General features: G+C 36.6%; 16 protein-coding genes and 1 riboswitch (1 of these 17 only partly in view). Of the genes, 10 read left to right on the top strand and 6 right to left on the bottom strand.

Translation table 11 applies throughout. The features are described 5' to 3' along the window. Positions 1-91, bottom strand: partial view of an ABC transporter ATP-binding protein gene (locus IGK82_RS04425; protein WP_002360638.1) — the beginning only. It extends 689 nt beyond the left edge of the window; 91 of the gene's 780 nt are visible here — the first part of the coding sequence; its start codon is at positions 89-91; its stop codon lies off the left edge, out of view. Positions 92-179: 88 nt separating this feature from the next. Beyond that, entirely contained in the window at positions 180-1952 is a 1773-nt protein-coding gene (locus IGK82_RS04430; RefSeq protein WP_002384764.1) for an ABC transporter permease subunit, read from the bottom strand. Positions 1953-1993: 41 nt separating this feature from the next. After that, a riboswitch (M-box (ykoK) riboswitch) is annotated at positions 1994-2161 on the bottom strand. A gap of 314 nt (positions 2162-2475) precedes the next feature. Between IGK82_RS04430 and IGK82_RS04435 the strand changes: the two genes are divergently transcribed. The 3 genes from IGK82_RS04435 to IGK82_RS04445 all read left to right on the top strand — a co-directional run bounded on the left by IGK82_RS04435 (position 2476) and on the right by IGK82_RS04445 (position 5283). Then, positions 2476-2991, top strand: coding sequence for an AAA family ATPase (locus tag IGK82_RS04435; protein ID WP_016622692.1), 516 nt, complete (start codon positions 2476-2478; stop codon positions 2989-2991). Positions 2992-3259: 268 nt separating this feature from the next. Then, positions 3260-4858, top strand: coding sequence for an Nramp family divalent metal transporter (locus IGK82_RS04440; RefSeq protein ID WP_430605155.1), 1599 nt, complete (start codon positions 3260-3262; stop codon positions 4856-4858). Next, the gene (locus IGK82_RS04445) at positions 4858-5283 is read left to right on the top strand and encodes a universal stress protein (protein ID WP_002358161.1); all 426 of its coding nucleotides are present in this window, start codon (positions 4858-4860) and stop codon (positions 5281-5283) included. Before IGK82_RS04440 ends, IGK82_RS04445 begins: the two co-directional genes overlap by 1 nt. Before the next feature lie 54 nt (positions 5284-5337). On the opposite strand, the gene IGK82_RS04450 is transcribed toward IGK82_RS04445, so the two are convergent. Next, positions 5338-7008, bottom strand: coding sequence for a PucR family transcriptional regulator (locus IGK82_RS04450; RefSeq protein WP_002358159.1), 1671 nt, complete (start codon positions 7006-7008; stop codon positions 5338-5340). 380 nt (positions 7009-7388) lie between these two features. Between IGK82_RS04450 and IGK82_RS04455 the strand changes: the two genes are divergently transcribed. The 5 genes from IGK82_RS04455 to IGK82_RS04475 all read left to right on the top strand — a co-directional run bounded on the left by IGK82_RS04455 (position 7389) and on the right by IGK82_RS04475 (position 12727). Next, a complete protein-coding gene (locus IGK82_RS04455; RefSeq protein ID WP_010815948.1) occupies positions 7389-9050 on the top strand; it encodes a peptide ABC transporter substrate-binding protein in 1662 nt (553 codons plus the stop codon). Continuing rightward, a complete protein-coding gene (locus IGK82_RS04460) occupies positions 9051-10301 on the top strand; it encodes an amidohydrolase family protein (protein WP_430605156.1) in 1251 nt (416 codons plus the stop codon). Beyond that, positions 10298-11515: an amidohydrolase gene (locus IGK82_RS04465; protein ID WP_016622693.1), complete on the top strand. Its 1218-nt coding sequence runs from the start codon at positions 10298-10300 to the stop codon at positions 11513-11515. Before IGK82_RS04460 ends, IGK82_RS04465 begins: the two co-directional genes overlap by 4 nt. Positions 11516-11749: 234 nt before the next feature. Continuing rightward, a complete protein-coding gene (locus IGK82_RS04470; RefSeq protein WP_002365470.1) occupies positions 11750-12229 on the top strand; it encodes a GAF domain-containing protein in 480 nt (159 codons plus the stop codon). A 66-nt stretch (positions 12230-12295) separates the two neighbouring features. After that, on the top strand, positions 12296-12727 hold the full coding sequence (locus tag IGK82_RS04475) for a VOC family protein (protein ID WP_002399473.1): 432 nt from the start codon (positions 12296-12298) through the stop codon (positions 12725-12727). Positions 12728-12772: 45 nt separating this feature from the next. Here IGK82_RS04475 and IGK82_RS04480 read toward each other — a convergent pair whose 3' ends face one another. The 3 genes from IGK82_RS04480 to galM all read right to left on the bottom strand — a co-directional run bounded on the left by IGK82_RS04480 (position 12773) and on the right by galM (position 14813). Beyond that, positions 12773-13411 (bottom strand): sugar O-acetyltransferase, encoded by a 639-nt coding sequence (locus IGK82_RS04480; protein WP_002379300.1) that lies wholly within the window; start codon positions 13409-13411, stop codon positions 12773-12775. Between the two features lie 120 nt (positions 13412-13531). Next, positions 13532-13678, bottom strand: coding sequence for a hypothetical protein (locus IGK82_RS04485; RefSeq protein WP_002384758.1), 147 nt, complete (start codon positions 13676-13678; stop codon positions 13532-13534). A gap of 130 nt (positions 13679-13808) precedes the next feature. Continuing rightward, positions 13809-14813: a galactose-1-epimerase gene (galM, locus tag IGK82_RS04490; protein ID WP_016622695.1), complete on the bottom strand. Its 1005-nt coding sequence runs from the start codon at positions 14811-14813 to the stop codon at positions 13809-13811. Positions 14814-15065: 252 nt separating this feature from the next. Between galM and IGK82_RS04495 the strand changes: the two genes are divergently transcribed. Beyond that, positions 15066-16229: a galactokinase gene (locus tag IGK82_RS04495; protein WP_002382071.1), complete on the top strand. Its 1164-nt coding sequence runs from the start codon at positions 15066-15068 to the stop codon at positions 16227-16229. A gap of 15 nt (positions 16230-16244) precedes the next feature. Continuing rightward, a complete protein-coding gene (galE, locus tag IGK82_RS04500) occupies positions 16245-17234 on the top strand; it encodes a UDP-glucose 4-epimerase GalE (protein WP_002363665.1) in 990 nt (329 codons plus the stop codon). Positions 17235-17247: the final 13 nt, after the last annotated feature.

Here is a 17247-nt window from a genome sequence, read left to right on the forward strand (position 1 = left end):
TATTTTCAAGGACTTTTAAATGTTCTGAATGTCCTTCAATTTCAAATTCTTTATATACTGATTTTATGCTTAATAATTCTTTATTTTCCATCGTCTTATTAGATAGGTAAAGGGAAATCACCTATCGTTCTCCTCTCTAGTTTATCTTAAAAATTTAGTCGAGTTGAGTCGTCCAGCTATTAATAGTGAAATTTTTGTTTTGCTGCTCGATATAAAGGTTGCCAAACAAAGGCAATACATAAACCAACAACGAAACACATCGCTAAGGTTCCTAAGGCAGATTTATCTTTTACGCCATCGTTTGCCGCAATATATTGTCCTAGGCCAGTAACATCTATTGATTTTTTGCCCCATTGAATGCTTTCTGCTGCGATATCAGCGTTCCAAGCAGCACCAGCAGCGTTAATAATTGCTGTAATGAGGTAAGGTAAAATAGAAGGGATCAAAAATTTTGTCCACCATTGCCATTTAGATAATTTAAAAAGTTTGGTTACGTCACGAATATCATCAGGGATGGCTAAGTAGCCAGCAATTACATTAAAGAAAAAATACCATTGGCAACCAACCATGATGAGTGGTAAAATCCACCATTCTAATTTGTTGAAGCCCATACTAATAATCAACACAATGAATGGAGTATAAACATTTGACGGAATGGAGCCTAAAATTTGTCCAATCGGTTGAACGATACTTAAGCGCCGATTATCATTCGCAACCCAGATTGCTAAGGGAGTAAAGATAATGCCAGCAACGACCATAGCCAAGGTAACCCGTAGCGTAGTATAAAGGGTTAATCTAGGAATCATGCTGAAATCTTGATGGGGCAAGAAATGATAGAGCTTAATAGAACAATAAACCCCAATAATGGTTAAGCTGACATACCATAATGTTTTGAAGAAATGGCGTAATTTTGCTAGTAATCGATAGAGATAGTCTAGCTTGAAAAAGTACCAAACTTTTGGTAAATCGTAAATCCAAAAATGACTGAATTTCACAAAAGCTTTTGAAAAGTATTTCGTTAAAGTTGCTTTTTTTAATAAATGATAAATGATGGATTTAGGTGGCGTCGTACTTTCGACATCTGTTTCATATTTAAAATAATAAGTGGCTCGAACTAAAGGTTGAAAAACTAAAAAGTTTAAAATCACCACATTGATTAATAAGGCAAAAACAGCCCATAAACAGGATTTAAAGTCGGCTCGATTTAATGCTACTTGGATATAAGAACCAATTCCTGGTAAATAAAGGTTGGTTTCTTTAGGAAAGGCAACAGAAGCTTGCTCGCTGGCCACCAAGGCAAACCAAGCCGCAGTTTGAGAAATAATAACGTTCCAAAGTAAGCCAGGAATTGAGTAAACAAATTCAAGCCGCCAAAATTTTTCCCAAGCATTGTACTTGAACTGATCGGTCACATTGACTAGATCTGAAGGAATAACTTCCATTATTTGATAAAGAGTCAACATGATGTTCCAAGCTTGACCTGTGAAGATGGCAAAAATAGCAACCGCTTCTGCGCCCATCACATTTCCTGGAAATAAACCAAGTAACCAAGCAGTTGTAAAGGTCAAAAAACCTAGCAATGGAACAGATTCAAGGAAATTAACTAATGGTAAAATGACTCTTCGTGCCGTTTTATATTTTACGGCTAAAATACCAAAAACAAAGGAAAACAGGAAGGACCAAGCCATCCCCACAATCATTCGAAACATGGTTCGAATTGAAAAGTAAAAAAGATTTGATGGAGATAAGAAATCATCTGTTTTACTTGGTGTTGCGAGGAATTCTTCTGAGGGAAGGGTGTGGAGAGGGCGATTCATTTTTAGCCAAGAGAAGACGATGATAAAAATGAAAATGCCTAAAATGATGAGCAAGGTAAGATTCCCGATACTTTTAGCAAGTAGGGTATTTTTCTTAGATGATGCAGTGACAGCTTTCAATTTAAAAACCTCCAATTAATCATATTAAAGAGGTCGCCGAATAAAAGAAGATTATAGGGTAATCACAATAATTGAGCTTTGGCTTTCTGAGACGTAAGAAAAAAATTCTAGTTATCTTAGGAAAGCCTTAATTCGACAATCCCTGCTTTACTCGTTACTGTCTCTCGACATTTCCGAGCGATAACCTGTGTTCTTCAGAGTAACCTCACCTAATATGATTCTATTTGATTTACATGCTTATCATACTCGTGACTAAAAATAAAACAATTTCTAGCTGGTTATACCTGAATTACTGTTTGTTGTTATTCTATTCAATGATTCTTAAAAAGATTGCCCACATTCTGTTTTTTTAGGGAGAAATTATCAGATGAGTATGTTATATAACCCGAGGTTAATAGCGTAGGATGTTGTATTTTTAGTTTGTCTCGTTTACTGTTAAAGATGTAAGTAGTAACTATAAGTGAATGGCTAAAAAAATTAAAAGTAATCTAGCACCTAAATTAAACAACAAAGAAATTTGTTCAGAAGAAAGGAAATTATGATGATTATTTGGTTAAACAGTGCGTTTGGAGCCGGAAAAACGACCATTGCACATGAGTTACAACAAAAACTTCCCAATGCAATCATTTATGATCCAGAAATTATTGGTAGTGCATTGATGGAGTTAGTTCCCGAAGAAATGAAAGAAAATGATTTTCAAGAGTATCAGGAATGGCGTTGCTGGAATGCTCATTTATTAAAACGAATGTCCAAAGAGTCTGGACGGCCGATTATTGTTCCAATGACCCTTTATAAAAATGAATATGAAGAAGAGCTGATTGGATATCTGAGACGAGCAGGCATTGACGTTTATCATTTTTTGTTAGCGGTCGAGAAAGAAGAAATTTTACAGAGATTATTGAAAAGAAATGATGGAACTTTTGAATGGGGAAAAAATAAGTTGCCCGAAGTACTTGAAGGTTTTCGTCAGATTCAGTTTACCGAGATTTTTAGAAATCATTCAGCTGACACGACAGAAATTGTAGCATCCATTCTTAATAGAATAACCGAATAAAAATAAAATAAGGGACCTAAGCCGAAATGACTTAGGTCCTTTATTTTCTACTTCTTAAGATAATCAACTACCAGCTACCCTGATTTCTTCAAACTTTAAGATCGCACATTTACGACAATCTATTTTTACACTGTCAAAATTTTCTTTCAAGTCTTGCATTTTGTTATTTTTAGCAGTATATTTTAGGTGTACCTAAAATATATTAGAGGTTAACCTTCTAACGGGAAGGGCCTTTTAAAATTATTGCAAAACGAAAGAAGGAATTGAATTGAAAAATTCAGAAGAACATGAACCAAAGCAAAGACATCATTTGATTGAATATGCAAATGGTCCTTCGCTTGAAGAAATTAATGGCACCATCGACGTGCCTAAAAATATGAGTTTTTGGAAAACGTTATTTGCTTACTCAGGTCCAGGGGCATTGGTAGCAGTGGGGTATATGGATCCAGGAAACTGGTCTACTTCAATTACTGGGGGACAAAATTTTCAATATTTATTGATGTCGATTATTTTAATTTCCAGTTTGATTGCAATGTTGCTCCAATATATGGCTGCTAAATTAGGCATTGTTTCACAGATGGATTTAGCACAAGCGATTCGTGCTAGAACTAGTAAGACGTTAGGTATTGTATTATGGATTTTAACAGAGTTAGCAATTATGGCTACAGATATCGCTGAAGTTATCGGGGGCGCAATTGCCTTATATTTATTATTTCATATTCCTTTAGGTCTGGCTGTCTTCATTACGGTATTTGATGTTTTACTTTTGTTGTTATTGACAAAAATTGGTTTTAGAAAAATTGAAGCTATTGTTGTTGCTTTAATTGTTGTTATTTTTGTGATTTTTGCTTATCAAGTGGCATTGTCAAATCCAGTATGGGGAGATGTAATTAAAGGGCTGGTTCCTAGCGCAGAAGCTTTTTCTACATCACATGCGGTGAATGGGCAAACGCCACTGACAGGTGCATTGGGGATTATTGGTGCAACAGTGATGCCTCATAATTTGTATTTACATTCTTCTGTTGTGCAAAGTCGTAAAATTGATCGTAAAGATAAAACCGATATTCAACGCGCTTTACGCTTTTCAACTTGGGATTCTAATATTCAATTAACGATGGCATTTTTTGTTAACTCTTTATTATTGATTATGGGTGTGGCCGTTTTTAAATCCGGCAGTGTCAAAGATCCTTCATTCTTTGGTTTGTTTGATGCTTTATCAAATCCAGCGGTTATGAGTAATTCTATTTTAGCGCATATTGCAGGTTCTGGAATTTTATCAATTTTATTTGCGGTAGCCTTATTGGCATCAGGACAAAATTCAACAATTACAGGAACGTTAACTGGTCAAATCATTATGGAAGGGTTTATTCATATGCGCGTACCAATTTGGTTACGTCGGATGGTCACACGTTTGTTATCTGTTATTCCTGTCTTAATTTGTGTTTTAATGACCAGCGGAAAAAGTACAGTGGAGGAGCATATTGCGATTAATAATTTAATGAACAATTCACAAGTTTTTCTAGCATTTGCTTTGCCATTTTCGATGTTGCCTTTACTGATGTTTACAGATAGCCGTGTTGAAATGGGTGAACATTTTAAAAACTCGTGGTTAATTAAATTGTTAGGCTGGGTTTCTGTCATTGGCTTAATTTACCTCAATATGAAAGGCTTACCTGATCAAATTGAAGGATTTTTCGGTGATAATTCGACAGCGAGTCAAATTACGTTAGCCGATAATATTGCCTATGTCATCATAGCACTCGTCATCCTCTTGTTAGTTTGGACGGTTGTGGAATTATATAAAGGCGATAAACGATACGCACAGCAGCTTGCAGCTATGGAGCAACAAGTAGAGGAGGTTAAATAATGAAATTTTCAAAAATTATGGTTGGTGTTGAAGAGTCGCCAGATGCGTTAAAAGCATTTCATTATGCTATCCAAAAAGCAAAAGAAGAACAAGCTGAATTGGTTATTGTTTCGATTTTAGAAGAGAAAGAGATTAATGTTTACCAATCGTTAGATAAAAATTATTGGCAAGAACAGTTGGCGAAATTAGAGAAACAAACGGAAAAATATCAACAAGAAGCGTTAGCGAATGGCATCGATAAAGTAAGTGTAATTGTCAATGAAGGAAATCCAGGGGAATTAATTATTAATAAGCTTATTCCTTTGAATAAACCAGATTTGTTAATTATTGGCTCCAAGTCAACTAGCAAATTAAAAAGCTTTTTTGGTAGCCAAGCAGCTTATATGGCTCGATATGCCCCAATTTCTGTAATGATTATTCGCTAACAAAATTGAAACAGTTAAAAAAGCCGCCACGATTTACTATTCGTGGTGGCCTTTTTATAGTAATTTTTGTTTATATAAATAAACAGCCAAACTTAGTTGTAGCGAACTATCAGGAAATTCTAAAGTTAAGTGAAGAATCTCTTCTATTTTTTTTAAGCGGTAAATAATTGTATTACGATGTACATACATATTTGTGGCAGTCAACGAAATATTTTTATTCGACTGAAAGTAGGTATTGATGGTTTCTAGTAGGGAACTTTCATGTTTTTGATCTTCTTTTTCTAATGGTTCAATCAATCGTTGATATATTTTTTGTTTGGCTTGTTTGGTCAGGGTTTCGATCATTAAACGATAAAAAAAGAGGTCGTCATAATTCAAAATAGTTCGTTGTTGTAATTCTTGACTTGCTTGTGCTAAGTGGAATGTTTCTTGTGCTAATTTATAAGAATCACACAGATTGGTGATTTTTTTGACAGTTGGCCCAATCGCTAATTTAAATGATAATTTTGGATTCAGTTTCATTAGTTGCTCTAGTAAATTCTTGGCAAGATGAGTGGTTTGTGCAAGGTAGGTGGCTTCCTCTTGCGCTGGATTTTCTAGTAATAAAATAAAGCCAGTTTGTGTAGGAAAGGCAGTAATTTTTTGTCGATATCCTTCTAAAATATGATTCAATTGATGGCCAATGCTATTCATTTGAATAGTCGGATTAAACAGTTGTTCCAATTGTTCAATGGCTACAAGCAAGAGACTAAATGTATCTTTTTCATTTAATTGCAGATAATTACTAAATTCTTGCCAAGCTTGAGGATTGGTATTTTTCTCTTGGATAAGGTCTTGAAACAGCGCCCCGATCTTTTGCCTCGTTGTTAAATTTTCCGAAGATTCTAATTGAAGTTGTGGTAAAAGGTAGTGAGCACAGACCTCCACAGATAATAAATCAATCGTCTGTAATTTTTTGGTAGTTTGCCAAATCACTAAGTAAGATAAGCTGAGATTTTTCTTTTTGATGGGTAAAATTCGCAAAGATAACTGATGGTTCGCTAAGGAAAATTCAACAGTCAATGGTTCTTTATAAAATAATAGGAGCTCATTGTTCTGGGCTTTTAAAGCTGTCTCAAACTGTTTTTTGAGAGTCGCGTTATTTAAAATACTGGTGATTCTTGTTGGCGCATCAGGTAAATCAAAATGATTCATAATCTGAAAACGCTCGTCTAAAAGCATTACAGGCGCTTGAATCGCGGCACTTAATACTTCCAGTAATTGGGTACTTTTTCCGCCAGCTTTGATAATTGTATAAAATTTATTATGCATATGAACAGAATGTTGGCTAATCGTTTCGTCAGGTTGATTGACTCGGCGATTGACCAATGAAATAATTTGAGAAAAGTTGTAATTATAAGGGATTGAGAGAATTGGTAATCCGACGTCATTCGCTAATTGGATCATCTCTTGTGGAACTTCATTGAAATAACGTTGGACTTTAAAACCTAGAGCAGCGCAGTTCATATTTGCTAGTTCTTGAATAAGACGTTTTTGCAAGCAAGGCTGATCTTTGAAAATATAGCCGGTAGTTAATAAAATTTCTCCTGGCGTTAACCAGTCAAAAGCATCAGGATTTTCTAAAATATTAGCTTGTAGAATTGGCGCATCTAAATTGGTCTCGTGCGTCAATAAGGTTAAACCAGGTAGTTCTTCTGCATGGAGTAGATCATTGACCGTCATCATTAGCAAGGCCTCCTTTTGTATGAATTATCTAAAAATTAAGTGTATTTATTGTAAGATGTTACAAAACTATTTTAGGGAAAATAAGGTATCCTTATACTAATAGAAAAAAGTTCCAAGTCATCACGTGATTGGTAGTCACAAGTGACCAAATAAGAACAATCAGCGCTTACAACCTATAGAAACGCATCGTTTAAAGATATAGCAATAGTATACTTAATTTTTAATGCTTTTACTATTGTTTCAGCTACTTTAAATTTCTCAAGTATTTCTATAATCTGTAAGTTTTTTGAGACTCTTATCAGATATGCTTCTTTTTCTATATTTTATCAGAAAATTCTGGTAACTTTGAAGGTTATAGTTTGTAAAATGGAGGGATCGGTATGAAAAAATTAAAAATGTTAGGATGCGTCGGTTTGCTTTTAGCTTTAACGGCTTGTCAGGCGGGAACGGGAAACTCGGCTGATAGTAACAAAGCAGCGGAACAAAAAATTGCAATTAGTTCTGAAGCGGCTATTTCGACAATGGAACCACACACAGCGGGGGATACGACCTCGACTTTAGTCATGAATCAAGTTTATGAAGGACTCTATGTTTTAGGTAAAGAAGATGAATTAGAGTTGGGGGTCGCTGCCGAAGAACCAGCGATTTCTGAAGATGAAACCGTTTATACATTTAAGATTAGAGAAGATGCCAAATGGTCGAATGATGATCCAGTAACAGCAAACGACTTTGTTTATGCATGGCAACAAGTTGCTTCCCCTAAATCAGGATCGATTCATCAAGCTTTATTTTTTGATGTCATTAAAAATGCTAAGGAAATTGCTTTAGAAGGCGCAGATGTGAATACTCTTGGGGTTAAGGCGCTAGATGATAAAACGTTAGAAATAACTTTAGAACGGCCCACCCCTTATTTGAAATCTTTGCTTTCGTTTCCTGTTTTGTTTCCGCAAAATGAAAAATATATCAAAGAACAAGGGGATAAATATGCCACTGATGCAGAACATTTGATTTATAATGGTCCTTTTAAATTGAAAGAATGGGATAATGCCTCTTCCGATGACTGGACCTACGAAAAAAATGATACGTATTGGGATGCTGAAAAAGTTAAATTAACAGAAGCGAAAGTTTCAGTAATTAAGAGCCCAACGACAGCGGTGAATTTGTTTGACTCGAATGAATTGGATGTAGTGAATAAGCTAAGTGGTGAATTTATTCCTGGTTATGTTGATAATCCAGACTTTCTTTCAATTCCTCAATTCGTCACATACTTTTTAAAAATGAACAGCGTTCGTGATGGAAAAGAAAATCCGGCTTTAGCGAACAACAATATTCGTAAAGCGTTGGCACAAGCTTTTGATAAAGAAAGTTTTGTAAAAGAAGTCTTGCAAGATCAATCAACGGCTACAGATCAAGTAATTCCTCCGGGACAAACGATTGCGCCAGATGGAACAGATTTCACAAAACTAGCTGCTAAGAAAAATAACTACTTAACCTACGATACAGCGAAAGCAAAAGAATTCTGGGAAAAAGGGAAAAAAGAAATTGGGCTGGATAAAATCAAATTAGAATTTTTAACAGATGATACAGACAGCGCCAAAAAAGCTGCTGAGTTTTTCCAATTTCAATTGGAAGAAAATCTAGATGGATTAGAAGTGAATGTTACTCAAGTTCCTTTTACTATTCGTGTTGATCGTGATCAAACGAGAGACTATGATTTAGAATTATCTGGTTGGGGAACCGATTATCGTGATCCATTAACAGTTATGCGCATCTTTACTTCGGATAGTACCTTGGGCGGCGTAACGTTCAAGAGTGATACGTATGATCAATTAATTCAAGAAACTAGAACAACACATGCGGCTGATCAAGAGGCTCGTTTAAATGACTTTGCTCAAGCACAAGATATTTTGGTGAATCAGGAAACGGTTTTAGCACCAATCTACAATCGAAGCATTTCTGTATTAGCTAATCAAAAAATCAAGGATCTGTATTGGCATTCATTTGGACCTACGTACAGTTTAAAATGGGCTTATGTTAACTAATTGAATGAAGGTAGGAAGGGGTTTGTCATGCTTTTAAAAAACTGTAAATTAGAAACAGGATTTTCTACTGTGAATCAGCGAATTGTTGCGACAGAAACAGCTAGCTATGATATTCGAATTGAAAACGAGGTCTGTACCGCGGTCGCACCGCAGTTAAGGCCTTTAGAGAACGAAACAGTTATCGATGTGAATCAGCAACTCGTTTTACCTGCTCTAAGAGAAATGCATATTCATATTGATAAAACGTATTTTGGGGGACTTTGGAAGGCCTGTCGTCCACTAACGAAAGGAATTTTAACACGTATTGAAGAAGAAACTTGGCTGTTACCTGAACAATTACCAACTAGTTTAGAACGTGCTTGCCAAGTTATTGAGCAGTATATTCAACAAGGCCATTATCATATTCGCAGTCATTGTAATGTAGATCCATCTATTGGAACGAAACATATTGAAATCACTAAAGAAGCATTTAGTCGATATGAACAATACATTACTCATGAAATTGTGGCTTTTCCTCAACACGGATTACTCCGCTCACAAGTCGAACCTTTGATGCGCGAAGCCTTACGCATGGGGGCAACTCATGTCGGCGGCGTTGATCCAGCCCTTGTGGATCGTCATGTGGATCATTCAATCGCAAAAATATTTGAATTAGCTACCACATTTAATAAAAAAATTGATGTTCATTTACACGCCCGTGATACTTTGGGACTTTATGAATTTAATAAATTTGTTGATTATACAGAACAAGCAAAGATGTTTGGCAAAGTCACTTTAAGTCATGCTTTAGCTTTGGGGAGCTTAGAAGAAGCAGCAATTAGAGATGTTGCGCAAAAATTCATCGAAACAGGTATTGATTTGACTTCGACTGTACCGATTGGAATGCCCACCATGCCGATTCCAACCTTGGTTGAACAAGGTGTTAAGATCTCCGTGGCTCATGACAGTTTGACGGATCATTGGTCGCCTTTTGGCAGTGGCAATACAATAGAAAAATTAAATACAGCCGCTCAAAGATTTAAAATTAGCGATGAGTATCGCTTGAATCGTTTATGGGGCTTAGCGAGTAATTTTGTAACGCCTCTTGATCCTAACGGGCAGCAAGTTTGGCCTAACGTCGGCGATTCTGCAGATTTCCTACTATTTAATGCTGAGAGCACTGCTCACGTGATTGCACGCCAACAGCCAATCCAACAACTGATACTAAAAGGACAACTGGTTGAAGCCGTTCAAAAGGGGGAAAAAGAATGACAGCATCCATTGTTTATTTGAATAATGTTCGTTTAGAAACTGGTTTTGCTAAAGACCACCACGAATTAACGTATACTAAAACCGCACGCTATACTTTAGCGATTCAAGAAGGCAAAATCCAAGCGATTATTCCGCAAAATCAAGTCACTGAAAAGCAACAAGGCACTGATTTAAACGGACAACTGGCTATTCCCGCTTTTCAAGAGAGCCATAATCACTTAGATAAAACCTACCTTTCATTAGGCTGGCGTGCTAGCCAACCTGTTAAAAATTTAAAAGAGCGTTTAGCAGACGAAGCCAGTGAACTTAAATTGTTAGCTCCGTCAACAGAACAACGAGCGACGGCCATGATTGAAAAATTGATTGGTTATGGAGCCTCTTATATTCGGACACATGTCAACATTGATCCTTATGTAGAACTAGAAAACTTCTGGGGCGTCAAAAGAGCCTTAGAAAAATATGCGCATGTGATTGATTATGATATTGTTGTCTTTCCACAGCATGGATTATTAAAAAATCCCCAAACGGTTTTACTCATGAGAGAAGCCCTAAAAAATGGTGGAACAATGGTTGGCGGTTTAGATCCTGCAGGCATTGATTATGCAATTGAAGAATCTTTAGAAACCATTTTCGATCTGGCAGAAGAATTTCAAGTAGGAATCGATATTCACTTGCATGATACGGGGGAAGTGGGTGTTTATACAATTGATAGATTTTTAGACATTTTGGAAGAACGAAAATTTACTCAGCGAACCGCTATCAGTCACGCCTTTGCGCTGCTAGATGTACGACCAGCAGAAAAAGAAAAACTATACCAACGCTTGGCAACGCATCAAACGGCGATTATGTCTACAATTCCCTATGATCCTCGTTATTTATTGCCACCAATTGATGTGTTACGCCAAACTGGTGTATCGGTTCATTTAGGTAGTGATGGCTTTTTTGACTCTTGGAGTTCTAATGTTTCAGGTGATTTATTTGAAAAATTACGTAATTTTTGTGAAATGACAGGAAAGATTACAGAAGAGCAACTTACTCAAGCTTACGTCCATGGCTGCGGCAAAGAAGCACCTTTTTCATTTGAAGAAGAACGTCTTTGGTTTACAGAAGGCGACGAAGCAAACTTTATCTTTACAGAAGCAGCTTCTACAGCAGAAGTGATTGCTAGAAAACCGCAGAAACGCAAGATTATGTTGAAAGGACAATGGGTTTAACTTGCTTTAAAATTAGGTAGAAATAGAATGCTAAAAAGCCAAACAGAGGAAACAGGGTTCAGCTCTGAGCAACGCATAGTGTCAGTCCTGCGGTTACTCGTCACAGTTTAATCCTTATAAAGTGCTTCTGCTCACAACGTGGATCAGCGTTTCAAGTTTGTTTGTCTCACTTTAACATAGCACTTTTGCGTGTCTTCCTTTATAATAAGACAAAATGAAGGAGATGAACCAAGCATGACTGAACAAACGAGAGAAAACAAAAAAGCAGCCTACGAATTGTGCTTACAACAATTGAGCGGTTTGTTAGAAATAGAAACGGATGCTATTGCAAATTTAGCAAACTCGTCTGCGTTACTTGCGCAAACGTTACCAGACACTGTTTTTGCTGGGTATTATTTATATAAAAATGAAGAATTAGTTTTGGGTCCTTTTCAAGGGAAAGTCTCTTGTACCAGAATTAAAATGGGCAAAGGTGTTTGTGGTGAGTCCGCGGAAAAACAAGCTACATTGATTGTTGATAACGTGAAGACACACGCCAATTATATTTCTTGTGACTCAGCTGCGATGTCTGAAATCGTTGTACCGATGGTAAAAAATCATCAATTGGTCGGTGTTTTAGATATTGATAGTGGTGTAACAAATAGCTATGATGCGGTTGACCAACTGTATTTGGAAAAATTTGTTACCTTGTTACTAGAAAAATCAGATTTTTAAGCAGACTATTTTTGCTTTCTGACAAATCATGAGAAAATAAAGTATAAAATTTGATCATGAAAGAAGGTGAGTCATTTGTTAGAGCTGTATATAAATTTTAAAGGTGAAGCAAAAGAAGCAATTGCGTTCTATGAAGATGTTTTTGATACAAAATGTCAAAATTTAATGACTTTTGGCGAAGCACCTGAGGATCCTGAGCATCCTATAAACGACGAGATAAAGGATTTAGTGATGAACGCAAGTATCATTATTGAAGGAACCTATGTAATGATTTCAGATGTTCCTGATATGTTTGGTTTTGAAGTTACGGAAGGAAATAACCTTTCGCTCGTGGTTAGCACAGATGATGATGAAAAAATTGATCGCTTATTTAAACGATTATCTGAAGGTGGCACTGTTACAATGCCATTATCTGAAACTTTTTGGTCCAAAAAGTATGGTTCCCTAAAAGATCAGTTTGGCATCCATTGGATGTTTAATTATTATGAAGAAAATTAAAATAAAAAATCCCCAATCCGTTATTTTCATTGGATTGGGGATTTTTTATTCATGAAAGAATTGCTTCTTAGCGATTTGATACTGCCGTTGCTTTTCTGTCCAAAATTGCTGATCGTTTTCATCAATTTTGCGAATGACTTTTGCTGGATTACCTCCAACAATCGTGTTGGCAGGAACGTCTTTTGTAACCACAGCACCAGCAGCGACAATAGCATTTTTTCCAATTGTAACGCCAGGTAAAATGGTGGCACTTCCGCCAATCCACACGTTATCTTCAACAATAATTGGCGTCCCGAATTCTAATTCTGCAGTTCGAATCGTTGGATCAATTGGATGGCCGGCAGTATAAAAACTAGCACGAGGGCCAACCATGACATTATCACCGAAGATGATTTTGTTTACATCTAAAAAAATGCAATCCATATTTGCATAAAAATTTTCTCCTACCTCAATATGGCGACCGTAATCTACATGGAGGGGTGGGGTGATATATAACTCATTGCCAGTTTTTCCTAATAATTCTTTTTCTAGGGCCACAATTTCTTTCACATTATCGATAGGAAGTTGATTGATTTTTTGAGCTAACACCTTGCCTTTTGTTGATTTGTTTTCGGGTAAAATGGTAGGGGCGTAATATAATTCACCTTTTAACATTTGCATATAATCAAAGTCATTTTGTTTCATGTAAGCGCTCCTTTAGGCTTTTTCTCTATTGTATCAAATCAATACAATAAGTCGAGGAATATGTAAAATAAAAAAGGATAGATAGCAAAATAGCCTTGCTTATCTATCCTTTACCTAAGGTTATCCAATTTTTTTAACTCTCCCGCCAATTTTATCTGCTAATTTTTGTGCTTCTTTTTCAGAGTGGTAAACTAAACAACCTGATTTATCTCGCGTACGTTTACCATCTGCAGTTAAATAGCCATGAAAAAATTTGATTGCATACATAGACATCACCGCCTTTCTAATTGAAAATAGTGTAAATGGAGCGATTAAAAATGTCAAATAATAGAAGTGCTCTTAACCATTCTTATCTTTTTTAGTTCGAAGATAAGCTTGGTTAAGAGCACCATTTCACTTAATAAATTAGTTTGAAACGGGTCGTTGAGTGAAATTCCTGTTCAGGTGAGAGGGTGATAGAACCGAACAACGGAAATCTTTCAGCACCAGGACAGACTTGGGTTTCAAATGTGAGCGCTCCGTGATTGACTAATTTTTGCCCTTGAATATCGGGACCGTTATCAGCAAAATTTGCTGAAAAAATAACAACTGAAGGTTGATCAGTGAACATCTCTAAGGTGATATCTTTAGTAGGACTTTTTAAGATAACATCTGGGTTAATTAAATCATGATTGGTTAAGATGAAAGGGTGATCGAAGCCGTTCATCTTTTGAATTTGTTCATCGGTACTTGAAAAAACCTCAGCTAATTTTTTAGGTTTTTGTAAATCAAAAGCTGTCTGGTCGACGGAAGCTAATTCTCCAAGCGGTAAAACTCTTTCATCAAGCGGGACAAACTTTTGGGCATTTATTTGTAACTCATGCGCATCAATGGGGATTGCAGGATTTCCAGTTAAATTAAAGTAGACATGATTGGTTGGATTAAAAAGTGTTTGTTCATCTGTAGTTGCCTGATACTCAATTTGCCATTCATTTTCTTCAGTCAATGTATACGTGACTGAAACAGTGAGATTTCCAGGAAAACCATTTTCACCAGCAGGACTCTCTAGCCAAAATTTCACAGAAGGATTCGCTTGTGCCTCTTGGATTTCGCTGTGCCATTTTTTACTTTCAAACCCAGGTGTGCCACCGTGAAGTGTTGTTTGAGTAGGAGTATTAATCATCGTTTGATACTTTTTACCCGCTAGTTCAAAGGAGCCATCGGCAATTCGGCCAGCTGTTCGACCAATTGTTGCACCAAAATATAAGTCTTTAGACAAATATTCATCTGCTGAGGGAAAGCCTAGCACGAGTGATCGGGATTCATTTTTTGTAAGAGGAACGTCGAGCGCAACAATTCGCGCACCAAAATCTGTTGCTTTTAAAGTCACACCATTTTTATTCGTCAGTGTGTAAAGAAGCATTCCTTGTCCAAATGATTCAGTTGAAATAGTCAAAATAATCAATCCTTCCTTTAAGTAAATATTTAGTAAATTTAATTTTGTTTTTTAGATTATTTAAATAGTCGAAAAGAAACACTAAGAAAATAAATCTTTATTTAATTGTATTGTACACGTTTTCAACCGAAATGACAATTAAGGAAATGTTAAGTAAATATTTGCAAAAGTTTAGTAAATATTATACAATTTGTTTACTAGTGAAAGGAGCGATTAGTGATGGAAGAACTGTTAATGAATCGATTTGTAGAAATATTTGGTGAGAAAGGGACAGCCTGTTATTTTGCCCCTGGAAGAATTAATTTGATTGGTGAACATACAGATTACAATGGCGGTCATGTTTTCCCAGCGGCTATTACGTTAGGGACATTTGGTGTGGCAAGAAAAAGAGACGACCAAAAAATTCGGATGTTTTCTGATAATTTTAAAGAGGTTGGTCTCATCGAATTTTCATTAGAAGATTTAACCTATTCAGATTCGGATGATTGGGCAAATTATCCGAAAGGCGTTTTAAATTACTTGATTGAAAGCGGACACAATATTGATTCTGGCTTAGATGTACTCTTCTACGGTACGATTCCTAATGGTGCTGGCTTGTCTTCTTCTGCTTCTATTGAACTTTTAATGGGAACGATCTGTAATGATTTATATGCTTTACACTGTCCAATGCTTGAATTGGTGCAAATCGGTAAAAAAGTGGAGAATGAATTTATTGGCGTTAATTCAGGAATTATGGACCAATTTGCCGTAGGGATGGGAGAAAAAGATCAAGCTATTCTACTAGATACCAATAATATGCACTATGAAATGGTTCCCGCCAAATTAGGTGAGTATACGATTGTCATTATGAATACTAACAAACGCCGTGAATTAGCAGATTCAAAATATAATGAACGCCGTGCAGAATGCGAAGAAGCCGTTCGTTTGCTTCAAAAAGAGTTATCTATTGAATTTTTAGGTGAATTAGACAGCGAGACATTTGAACAATATCAAGCATTGATTGGAGATCCAACGTTGATTAAACGAGCGCGTCATGCCGTCACAGAAAATGAACGAACTTTATTGGCAAAACAAGCGCTAACTGAAGGGGATTTGGAAGAATTTGGCTTATTATTAAATGCCTCACATCGTTCGCTAAAAGAAGATTACGAAGTAACTGGCATTGAGTTGGATACCTTAGTGGCTTGTGCGCAAGAACAACCAGGCGTTTTGGGCGCACGGATGACTGGTGCAGGGTTTGGCGGTTGTAGTATTGCTTTGGTACCAAAGCAAAATATAGATGCATTTATTGAAGCTGTTGGCCAGAGTTATCAAGATAAAATTGGCTATGCTGCTGATTTTTATCCTGCATCAATTGATGATGGTGCCAGAAAGTTATTTTAGAAAGGAAGGCTTTAAATGTCTATTTTAGTATTAGGTGGCGCAGGCTACATCGGCTCACATGCCGTCGATCAATTAATTTCAAAAGGCTATGCCGTTGTTGTTGTTGATAATTTATTAACGGGGCATCCTTCAGCAGTTCATGAACAAGCGACTTTCTATGAAGGCGATATTCGTGATAAAGCTTTTTTACGTAGCGTCTTTGAAAAAGAATCAATTGAAGGTGTGTTGCACTTTGCGGCCAATTCTTTAGTAGGAGAATCCGTGGAGAAACCGTTAATGTATTTCAATAACAATGTTCACGGCACTCAAATTGCCTTGGAAGTCATGCAAGAATTCGGAGTGAAACATATTGTTTTTTCTTCCACAGCGGCCACTTATGGCGAACCAAAAGCAATGCCTATTACAGAAGAAACCCCAACGAATCCTAAAAATCCGTATGGGGAAAGTAAATTAATGATGGAAAAAATCATGAAATGGTGCGACAACGCTTATGGAATGAAATATGTTGCTTTGCGTTATTTTAATGTTGCAGGAGCAAAAAAAGATGCCTCAATTGGTGAGGATCACACGCCAGAAACGCATATTGTGCCAATTATTTTACAAGTGGCATTGGGCCAACGAGCAGAGCTAAGCATTTTTGGGGATGATTATGATACACCAGATGGCACGTGCATTCGAGATTATGTTTACATTGAAGACTTGATTGCAGCACATATTTTGGCTTTAGAATACTTGAAAAATGGCGGCGAAAGTGACGTCTTTAACCTGGGTAGCAACAACGGCTATTCTGTTAAAGAAATGTTAGATGCTGCTCGCGAAGTGACAGGTCAAGAAATTCCTGCGACAATCGCGCCACGCCGAGCAGGGGATCCTAGTACGTTAATTGCTTCTAGTGAAAAAGCCAAACGAGTTTTAGGCTGGCAACCAGAAGTAACTGAGGTCAAGGATATTATCGCCACCGCTTGGCAATGGCATGTGAAACATCCTCAAGGCTATAATGAATAGGAGAACATCAGAT

This window comes from Enterococcus sp. AZ197 (assembly GCF_050556405.1).
Taxonomy (GTDB): Bacteria; Bacillota; Bacilli; order Lactobacillales; family Enterococcaceae; genus Enterococcus; species Enterococcus faecalis.